Source organism: Wolbachia endosymbiont (group B) of Camptogramma bilineatum (assembly GCF_947251825.1).
In the GTDB taxonomy this organism is placed as follows: domain Bacteria; phylum Pseudomonadota; class Alphaproteobacteria; order Rickettsiales; family Anaplasmataceae; genus Wolbachia.
The window spans coordinates 1,283,780-1,303,267 of sequence record NZ_OX366391.1 but is presented as its reverse complement, the minus strand read 5'-3'; the positions used below and the strand labels follow the sequence as shown (position 1 = coordinate 1,303,267).

Annotated in this window: 19 protein-coding genes, 1 tRNA gene and 3 pseudogenes; 9 read left to right on the top strand and 14 right to left on the bottom strand. The window is 32.5% G+C overall.

Annotated features, from left to right (window positions below; translation table 11 throughout):
• Positions 1-15: 15 nt before the first annotated feature.
• Positions 16-1,623, bottom strand: a complete 1,608-nt coding sequence (locus OPR44_RS06590; protein WP_264377730.1) for a CTP synthase — start codon at positions 1,621-1,623, stop codon at positions 16-18.
• Entirely contained in the window at positions 1,623-1,943 is a 321-nt protein-coding gene (gene secG, locus OPR44_RS06585; protein ID WP_007302593.1) for a preprotein translocase subunit SecG, read from the bottom strand. Before secG ends, OPR44_RS06590 begins: the two co-directional genes overlap by 1 nt.
• A 116-nt stretch (positions 1,944-2,059) precedes the next feature.
• On the opposite strand from secG, the gene OPR44_RS06580 reads away from it, so the two are divergent.
• Positions 2,060-2,584 carry a gamma carbonic anhydrase family protein gene (locus OPR44_RS06580; RefSeq protein ID WP_213863939.1) on the top strand — a complete coding sequence of 175 codons (525 nt, stop codon included), beginning with the start codon at positions 2,060-2,062 and terminating at the stop codon, positions 2,582-2,584.
• Here OPR44_RS06580 and OPR44_RS06575 read toward each other — a convergent pair.
• From OPR44_RS06575 to OPR44_RS06565, 3 genes are all read right to left on the bottom strand, one after another.
• Complete coding sequence (locus OPR44_RS06575) at positions 2,574-3,599, bottom strand: hypothetical protein (protein WP_265014758.1); 1,026 nt, start codon at positions 3,597-3,599, stop codon at positions 2,574-2,576. The genes OPR44_RS06580 and OPR44_RS06575 overlap by 11 nt on opposite strands.
• 227 nt (positions 3,600-3,826) lie before the next feature.
• Entirely contained in the window at positions 3,827-4,189 is a 363-nt protein-coding gene (locus OPR44_RS06570; RefSeq protein ID WP_265014757.1) for a hypothetical protein, read from the bottom strand.
• Between the two features lie 242 nt (positions 4,190-4,431).
• Positions 4,432-4,575, bottom strand: a complete 144-nt coding sequence (locus tag OPR44_RS06565) for a hypothetical protein (RefSeq protein ID WP_265014756.1) — start codon at positions 4,573-4,575, stop codon at positions 4,432-4,434.
• Positions 4,576-4,788: 213 nt separating this feature from the next.
• Here OPR44_RS06565 and OPR44_RS08800 point away from each other — a divergent pair.
• A pseudogene (locus tag OPR44_RS08800) lies at positions 4,789-4,902 on the top strand (IS481 family transposase); the annotation flags it as partial.
• A gap of 298 nt (positions 4,903-5,200) precedes the next feature.
• Here OPR44_RS08800 and glmS read toward each other — a convergent pair.
• The 3 genes from glmS to OPR44_RS06550 form a co-directional block, all read right to left on the bottom strand.
• Complete coding sequence (gene glmS / locus OPR44_RS06560) at positions 5,201-7,012, bottom strand: glutamine--fructose-6-phosphate transaminase (isomerizing) (RefSeq protein ID WP_265014755.1); 1,812 nt, start codon at positions 7,010-7,012, stop codon at positions 5,201-5,203.
• Positions 7,013-7,020: 8 nt separating this feature from the next.
• Positions 7,021-7,434 (bottom strand): preprotein translocase subunit YajC, encoded by a 414-nt coding sequence (gene yajC / locus OPR44_RS06555; protein ID WP_264376442.1) that lies wholly within the window; start codon positions 7,432-7,434, stop codon positions 7,021-7,023.
• A 130-nt stretch (positions 7,435-7,564) separates the two neighbouring features.
• Positions 7,565-7,641: transfer RNA gene (locus OPR44_RS06550), tRNA-Asp, on the bottom strand.
• Positions 7,642-7,821: 180 nt separating this feature from the next.
• Here OPR44_RS06550 and rpsB point away from each other — a divergent pair.
• From rpsB to OPR44_RS06515, 7 genes and pseudogenes are all read left to right on the top strand, one after another.
• Positions 7,822-8,637: a 30S ribosomal protein S2 gene (rpsB, locus tag OPR44_RS06545; protein ID WP_264375403.1), complete on the top strand. Its 816-nt coding sequence runs from the start codon at positions 7,822-7,824 to the stop codon at positions 8,635-8,637.
• On the top strand, positions 8,634-9,479 hold the full coding sequence (gene tsf, locus OPR44_RS06540; protein WP_265014754.1) for a translation elongation factor Ts: 846 nt from the start codon (positions 8,634-8,636) through the stop codon (positions 9,477-9,479). Before rpsB ends, tsf begins: the two co-directional genes overlap by 4 nt.
• A complete protein-coding gene (pyrH, locus tag OPR44_RS06535; RefSeq protein ID WP_265014753.1) occupies positions 9,463-10,206 on the top strand; it encodes a UMP kinase in 744 nt (247 codons plus the stop codon). Before tsf ends, pyrH begins: the two co-directional genes overlap by 17 nt.
• A 7-nt stretch (positions 10,207-10,213) precedes the next feature.
• The gene (gene frr, locus OPR44_RS06530; protein WP_265014752.1) at positions 10,214-10,771 is read left to right on the top strand and encodes a ribosome recycling factor; all 558 of its coding nucleotides are present in this window, start codon (positions 10,214-10,216) and stop codon (positions 10,769-10,771) included.
• A 193-nt stretch (positions 10,772-10,964) separates the two neighbouring features.
• Positions 10,965-11,981, top strand: a complete 1,017-nt coding sequence (locus OPR44_RS06525; protein WP_135352867.1) for a substrate-binding domain-containing protein — start codon at positions 10,965-10,967, stop codon at positions 11,979-11,981.
• Between the two features lie 92 nt (positions 11,982-12,073).
• A pseudogene (locus OPR44_RS06520) lies at positions 12,074-13,039 on the top strand (IS256 family transposase).
• A gap of 175 nt (positions 13,040-13,214) precedes the next feature.
• Positions 13,215-13,551 (top strand): annotated as a pseudogene (locus tag OPR44_RS06515) (integrase core domain-containing protein); the annotation flags it as partial.
• Between the two features lie 303 nt (positions 13,552-13,854).
• Here the strand turns inward: OPR44_RS06515 and OPR44_RS06510 are convergent.
• From OPR44_RS06510 to OPR44_RS06485, 6 genes are all read right to left on the bottom strand, one after another.
• A complete protein-coding gene (locus OPR44_RS06510) occupies positions 13,855-14,304 on the bottom strand; it encodes a tetratricopeptide repeat protein (protein WP_265014751.1) in 450 nt (149 codons plus the stop codon).
• A 47-nt stretch (positions 14,305-14,351) separates the two neighbouring features.
• Positions 14,352-16,055: a P-loop NTPase family protein gene (locus OPR44_RS06505; protein ID WP_265014750.1), complete on the bottom strand. Its 1,704-nt coding sequence runs from the start codon at positions 16,053-16,055 to the stop codon at positions 14,352-14,354.
• Between the two features lie 201 nt (positions 16,056-16,256).
• Positions 16,257-16,796 carry a hypothetical protein gene (locus tag OPR44_RS06500; protein WP_265014749.1) on the bottom strand — a complete coding sequence of 180 codons (540 nt, stop codon included), beginning with the start codon at positions 16,794-16,796 and terminating at the stop codon, positions 16,257-16,259.
• A 3-nt stretch (positions 16,797-16,799) separates the two neighbouring features.
• Positions 16,800-17,429: a hypothetical protein gene (locus OPR44_RS06495; protein ID WP_265014748.1), complete on the bottom strand. Its 630-nt coding sequence runs from the start codon at positions 17,427-17,429 to the stop codon at positions 16,800-16,802.
• Between the two features lie 18 nt (positions 17,430-17,447).
• Complete coding sequence (locus tag OPR44_RS06490) at positions 17,448-18,173, bottom strand: ankyrin repeat domain-containing protein (protein ID WP_265014747.1); 726 nt, start codon at positions 18,171-18,173, stop codon at positions 17,448-17,450.
• Positions 18,174-18,989, bottom strand: a complete 816-nt coding sequence (locus tag OPR44_RS06485) for an OTU domain-containing protein (protein ID WP_265014746.1) — start codon at positions 18,987-18,989, stop codon at positions 18,174-18,176. It abuts the gene before it with no gap.
• Positions 18,990-19,488: the final 499 nt, after the last annotated feature.

Sequence of the window (19,488 nt, the reverse complement as noted above, 5' to 3'; positions counted from 1 at the left end):
GTTTATTAAGTTCTATTAAACTCTATTGTCAATAGCTGCCTTAATAAATGATGTAAAGAGAGGATGAGGAGAAAATGGTCTTGATTGAAATTCTGGATGAAATTGCACACCAATAAACCATGAGTGATTTTTTAGCTCCACTGCCTCTATGCATGTTTTATCTTCTGATATACCACTGCATATCATTCCATTCTCTTCTAAGTTATTTTTATAATCTAAATTAACTATATATCTGTGTCTGTGTCTTTCTGAAATAGTGACACTACTATACACATTTGCCATTTTTGAATTTGGACTTACATTACACGTGTATGTTCCAAGTCTCATGGTTCCACCAAGATCAACGTTCTTACCATCAGCGAGCTTGATGATTGGGTGTTTGCAAGTATAAAATTCTTCAGAGTGTACATCTTCAAGCTTAATAACGTTACGAGCAAATTCAATCACTGCAAGCTGCATACCAAGACATATTCCTAAAAAAGGAATGTTATTTACACGGGCATAGTTTATTGCTAATATTTTACCTTCTATTCCATTATCACCAAATCCTCCTGGAACAAGGACTGAATTAGAGCTTTGTAATTTTTCTCTGATAAACTTTGCATCTATAGATTTTCCATTCTCTTCTCTTGAGTTGACCCAATTTATCTTCACTCTAGCTTTATTACTAATTGCACCATGGTTTAATGCTTCAATCAGTGATTTATATGCGTCAGGAAATTCAGTATATTTTCCTACTATGGAAACGATAACTTCTTGTGTTGGATGTCTCATAGAGTGTACTATTTGGTCCCATTCAGGTAAGCTTGGTTTTGGCTTACTTAAGTGAAAGTGATCCAAAATTTGTGTCCCGAGCCCACATTGATTATACAAGGACGGTAACTCGTATATATGGTTTACATCAGGAGCAGGTATTACGTTAGATAAAGAAACATTGCAAAGATTGGCTATCTTTTCTTTTTGATTATCGGAAATTTCTTTTTCACTGCGACATAATATAATATCTGGTTGTAACCCCGCAGAGTTTAACTCTCGAACTGAATGCTGTGTCGGTTTTGTCTTTAATTCTTGTGCTGCAGTGAGATATGGTATTAAAGTTAAGTGAATAAGGATAACTTTTTGCTTTCCTAGTTTATAATTAACTTGGCGTATAGCTTCCAAAAACGGTTGGCTTTCAATATCACCTACGGTTCCGCCTATTTCGCATATTACAAAATCTAAATCTTCTGTACCATTAAAAATGAAAGATTTGATTAAATCTGTCACATGAGGAATGATTTGCACAGTTTTGCCTAGATAATCACCACACCTTTCCTTCTTTAATAATTTATTATATACTTTACCAGTTGTTATATTGTCGTCCTTGGTTGCTTTAATTTTAGTAAAACGCTCGTAATGTCCAAGGTCTAAATCAGTTTCAGCACCATCCTCAGTAACAAATACTTCCCCGTGCTGAGCTGGGCTCATTGTTCCAGGATCAATGTTGAGATATGGGTCAAGCTTTCTGATGCGAACATTGAATCCATGAGCTTGAAGAAGTGCTCCCACACTTGAAGCAACTAAACCCTTACCAAGTGATGAAACAACTCCACCTGTAACAAAGATAAACTTGGTTTCTTTCATTAATTTTCAAATGGAACAGAAGTTGATTGGCCTTCTTGCTTCTTTTCTGATATAATCTTCTCTGCAATTGATTTTTTATGTACATCTTTTGAACATAATCCTGATAGTAACAGTGTATTTATAATGAACAGCCCAGCAACTATAGAAGTTATTCTACTGAGTGGATTTTCAGAAGACTTTACCGGAATTATTGAATTCATTCCCTGTTGTGAATTACTAAAGCCACTTAATGAACTACTTCCAGGTGGCTGCAGGAGCACTAAAATTACCAATACAACAACTAATATTATTTGAAGTACACTAAGTACTGTTACTGACATTATGAATAGAGCTGAAAATAAAGATTTTAGGAGCATAAGGATCATAAGTCAAGAATATCTTTACCCGAGTAACTTGACTACTGGAACCCAAGTATGTATTAAACCTTATTTAAATTATGAGCTATCAAATTTTAAAATACAAAGATTATGAACCAAAAATGGATGAAAGTTCTTTTATCGCAGATGGTGTGCGTATCATAGGTAACGTTGAAATAGGAAGGAATGCGAGTATCTGGTTTAATTGTGTGATCAGAGGAGATGTTGGATCAATCAAAATAGGTGATGAAACGAATATTCAAGATGGCACTGTAATTCATGTAGATAGAAATCCAGGCGGTGACACGATTATTGGTAGTATAGTGACGGTTGGACATTTTTGTGTGTTACATGCATGCACGATACATGATAAAGCATTTATTGGTATGGGCTCTGTTATAATGGATCATGCGATTGTCGAGTCTGGAGCTATGGTAGCTGCTGGCTCACTGGTGACACATGGAAAAGTGATAAAAAGTGGTGAAGTATGGGCTGGCAGGCCAGCACAATTCTTCAAAAAAATGTCAGATGAGGAAATAAAACATATTACACAATCTGCACAAAATTATATCATGCTGATGAAAGAATATAAGGCTATATGCTAGGTTGAGAAATCTTCAGCTCTGATGCACATTCTACGTTAACTACTTCAAAAGTTTCTTCAACTATATAATGCTTATCAATATAAGCTTCTTCAACTCTAGGAATATGCTGATTAATAAAACTACCTCTGACTAGAATATCCTTTACTGGCCAGTTTGTTTCTATCTGAGTACCTGATGATTTAGCTGCACATTTTGTCCATGCTGACGTTAGAAAAAGAGATATAGTATTGTTTGAGTTAAGAAAGAAATTTACACGACTCCTGCAGTATTTAAGCGATTTGCCCACTGGATAATCTGGTATTTCACCTACAACCTTTCTTATTAACCAATTGCACTCTTTGGTAAATATGCTTGCTTCTTTTGGAACTTGTAGCGGTATTATAATATCATTGCTAATTCTATTTTCTTCTTGAGAAAAAAGTTCGGTGTAAGCTCCTTTTTTACTGTGTTTCTCAAAATACTTAGGAAAATAAATATTGAGATATTTAGAGTGTAATTCTATTCGACTTTTCTGATCATTTTCTAAGATAAACGTATATTTATCACCATTTTGCTTAAGTTCGCATAACTTAAATTTACTAAGGTCAGAGTCTGGAAATGGCTTTTCAATTTCAAAAGCAAGTGTAAGAGTGTGCGTTGTGTGATCAAATTCATTTTTTTCTTGTAGACCATCTTGTAGACTATAGTACTTATTTTTTTCATACTCTTTTCCTTCTATGTTAGCACTCACTTCCTCTTCATCCAAATTTTCAATAGCATCAAAAAATTCTTCTTCATCCAGATCTCTTTCTTTTTTACCTGGCTCTTGTTCTTTCAGAGAATCATACCATACATCCTCTTCATTAACTTTCTCCTCTATTGTATTTTCTACACTTATTTTTCTTGTATGATCATTTCCATTGCTAGCAGTTGTTTGATGATGTGTATCGTTAGTTTGAAAAAAGCTCTTTACTTTTGATATTAAGCTAATCCATGAAAGTCTGACTTGATTAAGTAGCCATTTAAAACTCTTCATTGTTTTACCCCAACCTAATTACTAAAAATTGTAACAGAATAAATTAAATATGTCAATAAGATACACAAATTGTACTAACTGGGAATTAGTGGCAGCACTTAACATCTGTGTAAATTTTGACATAGGCGTTTTCTGCATTTTAACCAAATCAGTAAGGAGAACACCATTGATATTCTCCTTTTAGAAGCAACTTGAATAAAACTGATAAAGTTTGAATTAAAGTGTGATTAGGAAAGTGAGTGATGAGAACTCTTTATTTGGACTTCTTTTGATTCATCTATTTTAGTATTAGGTCTTAGTGCTTCATATGTAGCACCACCAGCTACGAGTGCAGATGCTGTAGCTATGCCAATTATTGCTAATATACTTAGTCTAGTTGTATGTTCAAGTATAGTACTTGCTACCAGCCCAACAGCAAGACCAACACCAATAACAGCAGTGTACAACATTCTAGGATTATTTGAATTAGGCATATAGCTCACTAACTCTCTGCAACACTTTTCTGATTCTTTCTTTATATCCTCGAGCTTATTTAGATCTTCTTCTTCTATTTTAGCATTTAATTCTAGTTTCTTACATAATTCTTGCATTTCTTTTACTTGTTTTTCTAATTTTTTAAAAAAAATTATTATTTTTGTTCCTTATAATTTTATTATTGTTTCCTTAAGTAGTAACGTTGATATTGGCATTGCTATTTCTTCTATCTCTTTTTCTGTTTTCCTTTCCAATTCCACTACTTTTTCTATTCCTTCGTCTGATATTTTAGTGTCTTTTTTTAGTTCTATTTCAAATTTTCTTTTTTTTAACTCTGATTTTGCTTCTTCTAATGATTCTAATGCATTCCATAGCTTTTCACAGAATTCTGACTCCGTTTTGGTGACATAGACTGACTGCCTTTGAACTTTTTTGGTGATATGGGCTGATTTTTACCATCTTTAAGCTTTTTTGAGTTTTCACCAGCACTTACTTTAGCCATAATAAACCTCGCATATTAAATAATGCTATTACATAATATCTTTAAAGCTCAAGGTCAAATAGTATCTTTACATAATATAAATCATAAACAGAAAATTTTAGTGTAAATTGCCATATTTACTTTGTGCTACGGTTTGAGATAGAATAACAACTTGCTTCAAATATGGAAAGGCAGTACAACTCTATAATCAAGTTACTGAACTCTCATTTACTCCTCTTTTTTTGTAAAACAATCTACAATTCATTAGAAGATCTTCAGATAGACGTTGATCATTGGTTGTGTTTTTACAATGAGACAAGACCTCATTCTAGTAAATATTGTTATGGCGATGTAGACTTTCCTGAATAGAAAACATATTAGAAAAATATTAGTAGCATTACATAAGAGACTGATATTAGTTTTCAATTTTTCTGTTAGTTAATTCTTGCTTGCTAGGTTAAGTTGTGTCTGGTAACCATAATGGCAAATCTTGTTAATTTGAGGCGTGGATTTTAGCCTCTCTCATCCTTACATTAGTTACATATTCTTTCGCAGAGGGCTAATGATAGCAATGAATTTATTAGTAAAATTCAGTAATTTATAACTGACAATTAGAGCTGTTAATTAGCAACTCACTTTAAATAAGTTACTCAACTGTGACAGATTTAGCTAAATTTCTCGGACAATCTACATCTAACCCTTTTTTTTCTGCAATAGAATAAGCAAGAAATTGCATAGCAACACTGTAGATAATTGGAGAAACAAAATTGTCAACTTCTGGAAGTTGCACCACATCTATGCAAATTCCCTTTAAGAGCGGTGCTCCTTGCTTATCACTAAAGGCAATTACTTTACCTTTTCTTGCAATAATCTCTTGTATATTGGATAGCGTTTTAAAGAATAAATTATCGTAAGGAATAATTGCGATAACAAGTACAGTAGAGTCTATCAAGGCGATAGAACCGTGCTTCATTTCTCCCGCTGCAATACCAATTGTGTTGATATATGAAAGCTCTTTTATCTTCAATGCACCTTCCATTGCAACTCCATATGAGCTTCCTCTCCCAATTATAATTATATTATTGTGCTCTAATATACTGCCTGATATATGTTGTATTTCCATCACATTCAAAACATGCTCTACATGTTCGGGAATGGAATTAATAGCACCGCTTAGTTCCTTTATCCTCTCTCTACCCAGTATACCTTTTATTTTTCCAAGCTCTACAGCAAAGCATGCTAAAATTGCAAGCTGCGTAGAAAAGGTTTTTGTCGAAGCAACACCAATCTCAGGTCCAGCAAGAGTATGCAATACAATATCTGAGGCTTTTTCTATGCTGCTATTAAATGTATTAATTATGCTAATGATCATTTGTTTCTGCAATCTCGCATAACGTAGTGCTTCCATAGTATCTGCAGTTTCACCAGATTGAGAAATGAATAAGCCAATACTACCTTCTTCGAGCTTGACGCTGCTATACCTAAATTCTGACGAGATTTCTAGATATACCCGAATTTGAGCAATACTTTCCAGCCAACACTTTGCTATTAGTCCAGCAAAATAGGATGAACCGCATCCAACTATAGTAATGTAACCTAGTTCAGAAAATAATTCTTTGTTGATTTCTTTATATTGTTTATAAAATTGATTTATTGTTTTGTTTAATGCATACGGTTGCTCAAAAATTTCTTTTAGCATAAAGCTAGGGTAACCATTTTTACTAATTAGAAAATTTCTTGGACTGCTATTTTCTGTTCTGCGTTTAACTTGTATACCATTATTATATATACTGAATTCGTTAGATTTTATTACTGCAATATCATTATCTTCTAAATGCAATATTTTTTCTACAAATGAATTCAAAGTATTAGTATCAGAAGCAGCAAACACTTTATTACAGTTATATCCTATTGCTAAAGGCAAATTTCTTTTTGCAACAAATAAAGTATCTGGATATTCTGCAAATAATAAAGCCAAAGCAAGTGAACCTTGTAAATTGTTTAGACACTGTAATATAGAATCAACTGGTGACAATCCTTCATTAAGATATGCAGTTAATATGTTTGGTATTACTTCTGTATCAGTGTCGGTATGAAAAGATACTCCCTTTTCCTCCAGATCCTTTTTTAATATATTGTAATTTTCAATTATGCCATTATGAGCAACAACAACATTATTTATATAAATGGGATGAGCATTTTTAAGATTTGGAACTCCATGTGTAGCCCAACGAGTATGTGCTATACCAACTTTGCTACTAGATATCTTGCTCTCATGAACAACTTCACATAATCTTTCAACTTTACCTTCTGATTTTTTGACTTCTATTTTACCTCTATTATTTATAATTGCTATACCTGAAGAGTCATACCCTCTGTATTCCAATTTTTGCAACGCGGTTAGTAAAGTTGGTATTACTGAATCACCGCTACTTACTATACCTAATATTCCACACACTTCGTAAATTATGAAGCATTTTTGTCTTTTTTACTTTCCTCTAGTTTATTTTTCTTGCCATTCTTTTCAACTTTGCTTTTTTCAATAGATTTAGCTACTGGCTTTTGAATTTCTTTATTTAAGATTTCAGATATAGCAGACTTTAGGATTTTTATTTCAATTTTTGGTGCTATTTCTAGTATTAGTTGTGCATTTACTTCGTCAACTTTGTTTACTTCACCTATTATTCCACTAGAAGTAATAACCGTATCACCACGTTTTATTTGATCTATCATCCTTCTATGTTCTTTTAGTTTTTTGTGATTGGGGCGAATAATGAGAAAATAAAATACTACAAATATTAAAATGAGTGGAATAAAGTTAGCAACAGATGCTGATACATTGTTAGTCGCATCTGCCGCAAAAACCTCAGAAATGAACATATTTAATCCCAATTATTAATAATAAAATTAAATAGATTAAGCAGCAATTACAATATCATGTCAAGTCTCTGAAAGAAATTAATTCAAATTAATAAGAAACTTAAAGAATTTTAAGGTGTTTCTGCTGTAATGGCGGGAGTGATGAGACTTGAACTCACGACCTCATGCGTGACAGGCATGCGCTCTAACCAACTGAGCTACACCCCCATTGCTTTTTAACGTTTGCAACCTTAAAGCTAATCAACGTGTTGCCACTTGTCAATATTTTTTGTTTGCGCTTTTTTGTCTTTTTTATTACCATGTAAATAACTTAATTTCACACATGGCTTATGCAAGTAGTCCCGTTAGGGTTATGCCATGGAGGATAAACTATTTGGAGGAGTAAATATGACAAATTTGCCTAAAGTTACTATACGTGATTTAGCTGAATCTGGTGTGCATTTTGGCCATAAAGTTAGTCGCTGGAATGCGAAAATGGCCCCATATATATATGGTATACATCAAGAGAATCGTATACACATAATAGACTTACGAAAAACATTACCATTGTTAGAGGCGGCGATGAAAGCTTTATACGATGTTGCATCTCAAGATGGTCGCATTTTATTTGTTGGTACGAAATTTCAAGCTTTAGATATTGTTGCAAGTGAAGCAGTTCGTTGTGGTCAGTATTATGTAAATGATCGATGGCTTGGTGGTATGCTTACTAATTGGAACACTGTTTCTTTTTCGATAAAAACTTTGATACAATATGAGAAAATATCCAATGATGAAGATAGCATCTTAACAAAAAAAGAATTAGGAAACATTGAAAAGAAAAGAAAAAAGCTTGATAAAGAATTGGGTGGAATTAGAGAAATGGGAGCAGTTCCTGATATTTTATTTATTATTGATACTAACAAAGAGCATATAGCGGTTAAAGAGGCTAAAAAACTGGGTATTCCTGTAGTTGGAGTACTTGATACCAATTCTGATCCAGATGGTATTGCCTATCCTATACCAGGAAATGATGATTCAAGAAAATCAATAGAGCTCTATTGTAAATTAGTTGCTGATTCTATATTAGCTGGAATAGAGTCTAGTTTGACAAGGTCTAGAGTTAAGGATGATGAGCTTATTCAAGGAAAAGAAGAGGATATTGTGCAAACTAAAAAGAAGCGTATTAAGGTTGAAACAGCAAAGGAGGTAGTAGTAAGTAAATGAAGATGGATTCAAGTAGTATAAGGGAATTACGCGATAGAACAGGGCTTGGCTTAAGCGATTGTAAGAAAGCGTTAGAAGAGTGTGATGGTGATATTAAGAAAGCCGTTGATAGGTTACGTACAATAGGATTTGCTAAAGCTGACAAAAAGTCTGATAGAGTAGCTTCGGATGGGCTTATTGCTATGTGCTTGGCTAAAAATTATGGTGTATTGGTTAAAGTCAATTGTGAAACTGATTTTGTTGCTAGAAATGAGAAGTTCATAGCATTAGTTTCAAATTTAGCATCAATTGCTTGTCAAGAACGTTGTACTAGTCTTGATGAGTTAAAAAATGCCAAATATGAAGATGTTGGTACAGTGCAGGAAGCTATTATGAGTGGTACATCGGTTCTTGGTGAGAAGTTAGAGTTAAGCAATCTTTGCTACCTAGAGACTAAAGATGGGATTATTTCTGGATACGTACATGGTGATATGCATGGCTTAGGTAAGATTGGTGCTTTAGTAGCATTGCAATCATCTGGTGATAAACAAGAGATTGGAAAGCAAATAGCTATGCATGTAGTTGCTATGAAACCTGAAGCTTTATCTATAGATGATTTAGATCAAGAAAAATTAAACAATGAGCGTTCTATAATTGAGGAGCAAGTAAAGAGCTTAAATAAACCTGAAGAGGTAGCGAAAAAAATAGTAGATGGACGAATGGCTAAATACTATGAAGAAGTTGTTCTGCTAGAGCAGAAGTTTATAAAAGATGATAAAATGAAGATTGCTGATTTTATAGAATCAAGTGCTGTTAAATTAGCTAATTATAAGTTACTTACTTTGGATGGTGCAAGTAAGTAACAAAACTTCAGAAGTAAAGTACCCCAGAGTGTTATTCAAAATCTCTGGGGAGGCTTTGATGGGATCAAAGCTATTTGGCCATGATATGGAAGTTATAGATAAACTATCCAAAGACATAGTTGAAGTTTGTAATCTCGGAGTTCAAGTTTGTATTGTTGTTGGTGGTGGGAATATTTTTCGTGGTGCATCAGCATCTTTAAGTGGCTGTGAAAGAGCAAGCAGTGATTATATTGGAATGCTTGGTACTGTCATTAATGCTTTAATTTTGCAAAATTTTTTAGAAAAAAGCTCTATAGTCTCTAGGGTGTTGTCTGCTATACCCATGACTACTATATGTGAACCTTATATAAGAAGGAAGGCTATTCATCATTTAGAGAAAGGTAGAGTAGTCATTTTTGCAGCAGGCACAGGTAACCCGTTTTTTACTACAGATACAGCTGCAGCTTTACGTGCTGTTGAAATGAATTGTGATGTTATTTTAAAAGGTACTCAAGTAAGTGGTGTATATTCTGCCGATCCAAAAAAAAATGAGAATGCTGTGATGTATGATAGGCTTTCTTATACAGATCTGCTAACTCGTGATTTAAAAGTTATGGATGCATCAGCAATTTCACTTGCTCGTGAGAATTCTATCCCAATTGTAGTTTTTTCTTTAAAAAGAGAAAAAATGGTTGATATTATTAAGGGTCAAGGCACTTATACTATAGTTTCAGATTGTAAACATTAGGTAATTTATGTTAAACGAAATAAAAGCTAAAACAAAAGAAAGAATGCTAAAAACTATTCAGTCTTTTCACGATGATATGAAAGGTGTACGTACTGGTAGAGCTAACGCATCATTACTTGATGGTATAGTTGTAAATATCTATGGTGGACATCAAAAACTGAACCAAGTTGCAGGAGTTTCAGCTATAGATAACAAAACTCTATCAGTTAAAGTTTGGGATGCTACTGTTATCGGTGAAGTAAAAAATGCGATAATCAATGCTAACCTGAATTTAAATCCTGTTGTTGAAGGAAATACTATACGTATAGTTCTTCCAGACTTAACACAAGAAACTCGTGAAAAATTAGTGAAATTATTGCATCAATTTTCTGAAAATGCACGAGTTGCAATTAGAAATATACGCAGAGATGTTATGGAAGAAATAGAGGCAATGAAGAAAAATAAGGAAATCTCAGAAGATGATTTTCATGTTGCCAAAAAGGAAATACAAAACATTACTGATGATAATGTAAAAAAAGTCGATGATGACTTATCTATTAAAGAAAAGGATATATTGCATCATTAAGTTAATATGAAAGAATTTTTCAGTATTGAAAAACATAAGAGGATTCGATATAGATACAGTTGTATGAATGCTGTGATTCAGATCTCATCATTACGCACACATTTGATCGTTATACCTTTTGAAATCTAGAAAAAAAGCTTTTCAGTTTGATTTTTTATTACGATAATTAAGTTTACACTCTTGAGCGAAAACGATGCTGAAACGCCTTTTCCTTATTTTTGCATTTGTATTACTCATCCCACTGTCAAATGTTGATGCCAGAAGATATATCAGAATTGTTGGATCTTCAACTGTTTTTCCTTTTATCTCATTTATATCTGAAGAATTCAGCCGTATATTTTCCTTTAAAACTCCAGTTGTAGAATCGATAGGAAGTGGATCAGGGTTCAAAATGTTTTGTTCAGGAATAGGGGAAGGCACACCAGATATCACTACTTCATCTCGCCCTATGAAGGAAGTAGAGAGAGAATTATGTAAAAGAAATAAAGTGAATGAAGTAATAGAGATCATAATTGGCTATGATGGAATTGTTATTGCAAATTCAAATCAAAGCCATAGATTTGATTTTACAAAAAATGACCTGTTTGAAACTTTATCTTCATATTCTGAAGACAATGATAGATTAGTAAAGAATAACAAGAAATTTTGGTCTGATGTAAATCAAGCTCTACCAAAAACAGAAATTAAAATCTATGGCCCACATCAAAATACAGGTACACATGAAACTTTGATTAATTTTATTATGCTTGATCAATATTCATGTATGAACTCAAGGATTTTCAAAGAGAATTATCAAGACCAAGAAAAAAGAAAGAAAGCATGTAGTAATATCAGAGATGATGGAAGATATATAGAAGTTGGAATTAATGAAAACATAATAATACAAAAATTGAAGAGCAATAAAAATGCTTTAGGAATATTTAGCTTCAGCTTTTTAGCGAAAAACCAAGATGAGATTCAAGGAAGCACAATCGCAGGAATTGAGCCAACTTATAAAAATATATCATCGGGGGAGTATATGTTAGCAAGGCCTTTATATCTTTATATAAAGAAAGAACACTTAGATACTGTTGATGGATTAAGGGAATTCATTAGAGAAGTTGTAGACTCTATTAGTACTGAAGGTGGATATTTATCTAGGCTTGGCTTAATTCCACTTTCAAGCGAAAATATGAAAAAAGTCTTGGAAAAGGTTCGTGATATAATATGATGACTTTGATATTTTTTTATTGGAAGTGTTAAATAAACTGTGTCAAACCGAGAAGTAAAGTAATAAATTGATAAAAAAATGGAGGTTTGACAATGAGTCAAGCAAACAGAACTACCGGTTTGGTAGACTATAAAGAATTAGAAACAAATATCTTATCATCTATACGAGAAGGAAAACCATTGACAGGAAGAGATGGAGCATTAACACCATTTATAAAAAAACTGCTAGAGGGAAGGCGAGATAGAAAACCATTTGTCGGCTGAAAGCGAAGAAAACAACCGAAGAAATTCAAAGACTTTACGGACAAGTATTTGAACTATTGACACCAAGAGATAGAGAAGGAAGTTTCGAGCCACAAGTAGTCAGAAAAAGGCAAACAACCGAACTTGAAGCAAAGGTTTTAAGTACATATGCCAGTGGCATGGGATATAGCATCGCATGTAGAAGAAATATAAAATATCTGCAGCAGAGATATCAAGTATTACTGACAAATTGTTACTGGTAATCAACGAATGGCGCAGTCGTCCGCTACAATCTGTATATCCAATAGTGTTCATGTTTTTTTAAGGTCAAGGAGGACGGGCATTGTGTAAGCAAATGTATGTATAACATATTAGCAAAATGGCAGAAAAGAAGTTTTAGGCTTTTATATAGCAGAAAGTGAGGGAGCTAACTTTTGGCTAGGGATGTTAAATGACTTAAAAGAGAAAGGAGTAGAAGATATCCTGATTGTATGTGTTAAAAAGCTTTCCTAAAGCAATAAACAGTGTATTTCCTAAAGCAGAAATGTATAGTACATCAGATAAGAAATTCACTGAAATATGTATCGAGCAAAAGTTTTATGAATGATTTAAAAAAAACATATCAAGTAGAGAAATAGCCGAGAATTTACTAAAACCAAGGGCTCATTTACTAGCACAAATGCCTTGTATAAACAGGCATATTGTGCTATAAAGAAGGCAGGAGAGAAATGGACTATGCCTATACATGATTGGGCTTTAACTATCTCTCAACTTGATATCTTTTTTCCTGGTAGGTTAAAAATCGAGTTGAACTAAAAATGCGATTTGACACAGTTTATTTAACACTCCCTCTCAAAGAGGTGCTTTTAAAATGCTATTTGATTAATAACTTTACTGATATAGGCCTATTTTCAAATTTGCCTCGTAAATTCCTTTCATTACTCCTCCTCATTCCTTGCCATTCAACAAAGCCTCCCAGAAGCACCATAAATACGCTTTTCAACACATATTTAATAGAGTTTGTGAAGAAAATGACACTGAACATCGTTTGACAAAAGTCTTGGACAAATGGGCAAGTTGAACGTATGAATAAAACTTTTAAAAATGCTACAGTTAAAAAATATTACCACCGCTCACATCAGCAGCTCAAAAAGCATCTTTACAATTTTATGATGGCTTACAATTATGCTAGAAGAATTAAAACTCTTAATGGTCTTACACCTTTCGAATTTATATGTTTACAGTGCTCCTCATTTATTTACACTACCATCACACTCTGGAACCATGTATCTAAACTTCTGCTGAAACCTTACTGTAATTGTCCTTAGATTATCATTAAATAATATTAAAAATTTAAGCATCTAGACCCATCTGTTGTAAGAAGATAATGTTTTGCCAGTCAATATTATAAATTGACTATAGCATCTTGCTGACGACTAAGATTTACGTTGACATCGTTAAGATAAATCTTACTGGCTGGCTGGTTATCTATTTTTCTCCTTTTAGTTTTTGTACTCTCTGTGTCTAGAAACCTTTTGTTTCCTAGCAGTAACTCTTCACTTGATACTGAAGAAGAACTTTCCCTATTTTTTCTACATAAAGCTCTTTTAAGATTGAAACACCCTTAGCATTCAAATCAGATTTTCAAATTGTAAGAGCGATTCTCTTTTTTCTACCTCATTTTTTAAATATGTTGATTTATCTTCATCTCTAGTAAACAACTTTTGTATAGCATATACAGTATCTAAAGTATCAAGATGATTTATCCCTATAACCTTCTCTTGTAATTCTTGCAATCGTTGAAGTTCTTGTAATGCTTTTTCTTTATCCTCTAAGCAACTATGTAAAACAGCTATATAAAACTTCACAGATAGTACGTTAGGATGATTATCTAAAAATCCATAATTTTTTTGTAGCTTCAGCACTTTCTCAAAATATTGCAATGCTTTCTCTCTTAATTCTCTTTGAATTACTTTTCCTACCTCTATTGCAACAAAATAAGGAGCCGGTTGTAAGTACTGACTACTCTCTTGATTTATCAGAATATCTTGTAGCTGCCTAAATAAAGCTTTTATACTCAATTCACGAGGTAAATCTTCTTTATGTGGTAACGCTTCTTCATTTATAGTTACTTTTTTTCTTTCTTGACTATAAAGAAATATGCTAAGGCATAGATATATTTTGTATCTAAATTATAAAATTCATACACCTCGGAAGGATCAAGATAAGGATCATCATCGGAGTTAAAATCACTTATTTTAAGGAAAATTTCATTTCTCAGTTGTCTTACATAGTACAAAGTTGTAAATGCATCAGTATATCTTTTTTGCATTACAAATACTTCAGCTATAATAACTGCCATATCTAGATGTTCTTCTATAAGTTCCATGATTTCTTCGTTAAATGAACTAGTAAATATAAAGTTATTGTATTTACTGTACGACAATGCTTTTTTATAATTTTTTTGTTTGAGATAAATAGAAAGTATTTTTTTATCCAAAGCAAGAGAAGGAAATACATCATTTACCTTCTCTAATTTTTTCAAATCTAGAAAGACTTTTAATGCTTTATCATACCATCCCAAACCAGCTCGCGCACAGGCAAACTCATATTTGATCAACCTTGAATATCCATCATCTACAGCAAGTAATTGATATAATTGCGACGTAAGATTGATAACTTTTTGATACTCATATAACTCATTTAAGCCACTTAAAATTAAACAAGGAAGATTCTTATTTTCTTCTATTAGATAGTCATATTTTTGACCATGATCAAACAAAGATAAGAGGTGAACTACATCTAAAAACCCTCCTTCAGTTTCAGATACCAATTCTATTATACAACTTAATATGTATTTTTCCTCATCTATGGTAAACTGTGAACGTATTACTTTTTTTATTAATTCATGCATAGTATAGACCTTGTATTTACCTTCCTTTTTTGGATAAATTATCGAATATTGTTCTAGCAATTTAAAAATGGAGTATAGCCTATCCTCATATCTAATCCAGGGAAGAAATAAATTGGGATCAATTGTACCATGACCAAAATAAGCCATAGCATTTAAAATTTTTAGAACTTTCTCTCCAGAACTCATCTTTTCTATTGTTTCCATCGAGATTAGTAATGTTATTTGCAGTATTCTATCGTATTCATTTTGTCTAGTGTTTCGTGGAAATTTCTGATTAAAACTTTCGTATTGTATTAAATATTCAAAAATTCCAAATGCTTCGCTCAAAGAGCTTGATCCTTTGTTTTTAATACATGCTACTGCTAGATTTATAGCTAATGGAAAACCTTCGAGTTTTCTTATTAGTGCTTTTATTTTTTCATCTTGCGACTTATCTGCTATCTCTAAAATTCTTTTTACAAGTTGTATAGCTTCTTTTTCTCCAAGACTATCTAAAGACACTTCTGCTATATCTTGATAACCTTGATCAGAAGAAGTAAATAAGCAGTCAAAACCACCTCTTTTACCTCTGATCTTTAAAATTCTCTCTAGATCTTCTTTTTTAACTCCCTGAAAAAGGAATAGGCATTTTTCCTCTCCTTTATTTCTTTCTCTTTCCATACACATGCTTAGCCTATCTCGGACAAGGGAATCAAAAGAACTTTCTATGGACAATATATCTTGAGTATTTACCTCATAGATATGAAGATAAACTCCTTTGTTTTCTTCAACAAATTTTCTAGCTAGTTGAGTTTTGCCAATTCCAGATGGACCTACTATTATTACTTCTCCCCCATGTAATTTTGTATATATCTCCTCTGTTTGTTTCTTTCTTCCAGTGAATTCTTCTACTGGAGCACATACATCCTTAAAATTCATTTTCCCAAGTAGAGATGATAATCTTTTTATATCTGATACTTTTATACTAGGCCAAAAACTCCTAGATCTTGCTGTATTACCATGCTCTGATTCAAGTAGGTTGCTATAGTTTTGAGAGACTGTTTCAGCATGATTTACAAATGCTTCTTTTACTTTTAGATAATAAAACGAATTTGGAATTGTTTTTAAATTTTTTTTCCATCAAAGATACAACATCACTATTTTTTCAGTTCTTCCTATTAACTCTTTGCCTCCTATTATATGTTGTTCTTTTTTTCCTTCTTCTTTAACTAAGTATTTCAAATTCATATCTAAATTTTGTTTGCGCTCTTGACAACAAAATAAGATATGCTCGTTTAAAAAGCTTACCTCTTGTTCAATATGGGATTTAATTTTTACTATAAGATCCTCAATTATCTTTTTGCTTGGAATTTGGATTTCTTTATTGACAATATAAAATATCTTCTCCACTTTAGCCTTAAATTCTTGTATATTTAAGGCATCTAAAGTATACACATAGTTTTCAAGTTCTACGTTTGTAGCTTCTACTCTAATATATCTTGTATCATATGTTCTTTTCGACTTTTCACCCATAAGGGAACGGCGATAACCATACTGACTAGATTTATCCTCACTTTTCTTTCTATAATAGACGAAAGAGCCTTCACTGCCTTCTGCAATTCCGATATTTTCATATAGGTCTCTAAGATTATAACTTATTTCTCCATACTGCGCAGACATACCTTAAAAGTATGTATTTAGAACAAGGGTTTCAGCTATTCTTATATTGCTCAAATCTCCCTTGTATTCTTTCTGAATGTAATATTCAATTATCTTATCTACGATATCATCTGCTATCTTTGAAATATGATCAAAGCCTATTTTCTCAAACTGCATTTCAAAACTTTGAAAAATATTGCATCCAGCATCCATTAATATTTTTCTAAAGCCCAGTTTATATTCATTAAACGTTCCTATTAAGTCTGATAGATTAATAAAACTTTTTGTCGCTTTTGTTACATTACCTTCTCTCAAAGATGCTTTCATACCAAACATCTCCCAATCATCATGTGTTGAACATCCAAAAATACTTTGCACAAACCTGTTAATGCTCACCCCATCCGAAAATATTCTGTTTCCCTCTCTCAGTGTACTTGCAAGTATATCATATATAATAAGCCTCGTTTCAAATGATTGAATGAAACTCAGAACAAACTTCATCAAATTTGAATACTCTACTTGATAAAATTGATAATGATTATTTTCTTTATAAGACAAGCGTATTTTGTTACAGTATTTTTTCTTTTCATTGTATATAAGATCTTTTGAATCTTTCTCAGACACTATTATCGCTGTATTTAGTAGATCAGACATTGCATTTATTTCATGCTTTCAACCCCAAGTTTGAGTCATTTCCATGCATTTCAAGTATGTATCAAATATAAATTCCTGAACTTGATCACGTTTTTTTATCTTATTAAGTTCAGTACAAATTTCCTTTATTGCACTTTCATCAAAAAAATTGGGTTGGAGTTTACTAGTGTCAATATTATACTGCTCAATTTTTTCAGCACCGAATTCATGTTCAAACTCTTTTTTAAAGGTACCTCCTGTAAAATAACTTCCACTGTGACTCTCAAAAAGATCCATAATTTCAACCTTATTTTCAAATCTTCTTTGGCTGAAACATACTTCATCAGCAACCTCACAACGAAATTTCTTCGTTACCAACCGCCTCATTACACTATCCTCATAAATATTTGCATTACTTTGTATTAGCCTTTGAATTGAATGTACATCATGGTCGCTCGCAAATAATTCTTTAAACCTTTCATGGAAGGCATAATCATCAAATTTTACGGGAGTTAAGTAAGCTAAAGCAACAGACCAAAATAAGCAACTGCCATCTCCTGGTATATCAACTTCTTTATATGAAATAAGCGGTTGCAGTATCTTAGCGATATCTTTTCTGTTATTATCTTTAGCAATATCTATAGGAGTCTTTCCCTCTCCATTTACAACATCAACTTGCGTTCCTATCTTTAGCAAAAACCTAACAATTTTTGATTCTCCAGCACGAACAGCAATATGTATCGGTGTATCATTATATTGATTCACCTAAAAATTAACGTTTAGACTCGGATATGCTTCAAAAAAACTTTTTAGCTTTTTAAGCTTTCTATCTTCTATAAGATTAGAACCCTCTAGAATACTAGTAAATTCTTTCTGTATTTCACTTATTAATAGTGTCTCGCTCAAGATTGGCTCAAAATGAAAATCTCCTTTATTTATTATATGTATAGTATCTTTTTCATTATAATCTGTACTTACAAATTTGGATCCTAATCCATCAATAAGAGACCCTGACCATTCATATATGGGAAGATATTCAATAACATGCAGCTTAACATTATATTCATTACAAATCATGCTTCCCTCAATTTTAGGTCTGCCACATATAGGAACCTGCAACGTATTTCCATACTTTAAATCAGTTAATGATGAAGCCACTTCTTTATTGTCCTTCTGCATTCTTTCTATATCTTCATTACTGTATTCTATACCAACCAAATAAGTCTTCCATAATTCATCATCATCAATACCAGGCCCTGGAGGTATTACTGTAGAATCTTCACGGTTTCTAGCATCGGCTATAATCTTTTCTTTCATTTCTTGACTAATTAAAGCTTGCTTCCTACAAATTTCTCTCAAAGATTTCACAGTAACACTTGTTCCTGGCTTTAATTGCTTAAGTCCTTGTACAACCGCGTGAAAGAAACCATCCCCTCCTCCAACTGTTTTCCCTATTGTAAAACCTTCTGGCAGCTGTAATATTTGCTGACTACTAGATGACAATGTGTCTTCTTTTTGCGTTCTTATTAACCTAGATTGATTATCTGTTACTTGTTCCTTTGTATTTTCTTTACCTAACATAAAGCCCCCTATATTTTAATATTCATATTTTGATTGTTTTGTCGTAAACCTCTTTTCTGAAGATTGGTTTTGACATCTAATTCATTTGATTCTTATGCAGCTGTACCAAACCAATTTGCTGTAGAAACTTTACGGTAATCCTAAGTAACTTTGATTACAGTGTGCCTTTCTTTTGATTTCTTACTAAACTAGATATATTCTTAAAAAAGCCAGGATTGCTTTCTGAATGATGTACATAATACAATTCATCTAACACCCCATGTATTCTTTACATTGAATCACATTATAGCTAAAAAGATCTAGCAGAGCAAGAAATTTTTAGCATTTTATTTTAGTTTGTATTTTTAAAACTAAAGCCAGTACTTGCAAAAACACTTCTGTTTTTTTACTGCAATGTACTCTTTCTATTTTTAAGTACTAATTCAACTTTACATATTACTCAAAACTGAAACAATACAGCCATTTCCGATAACTAAAATCAGCAAGCGTGAGAGCTTTT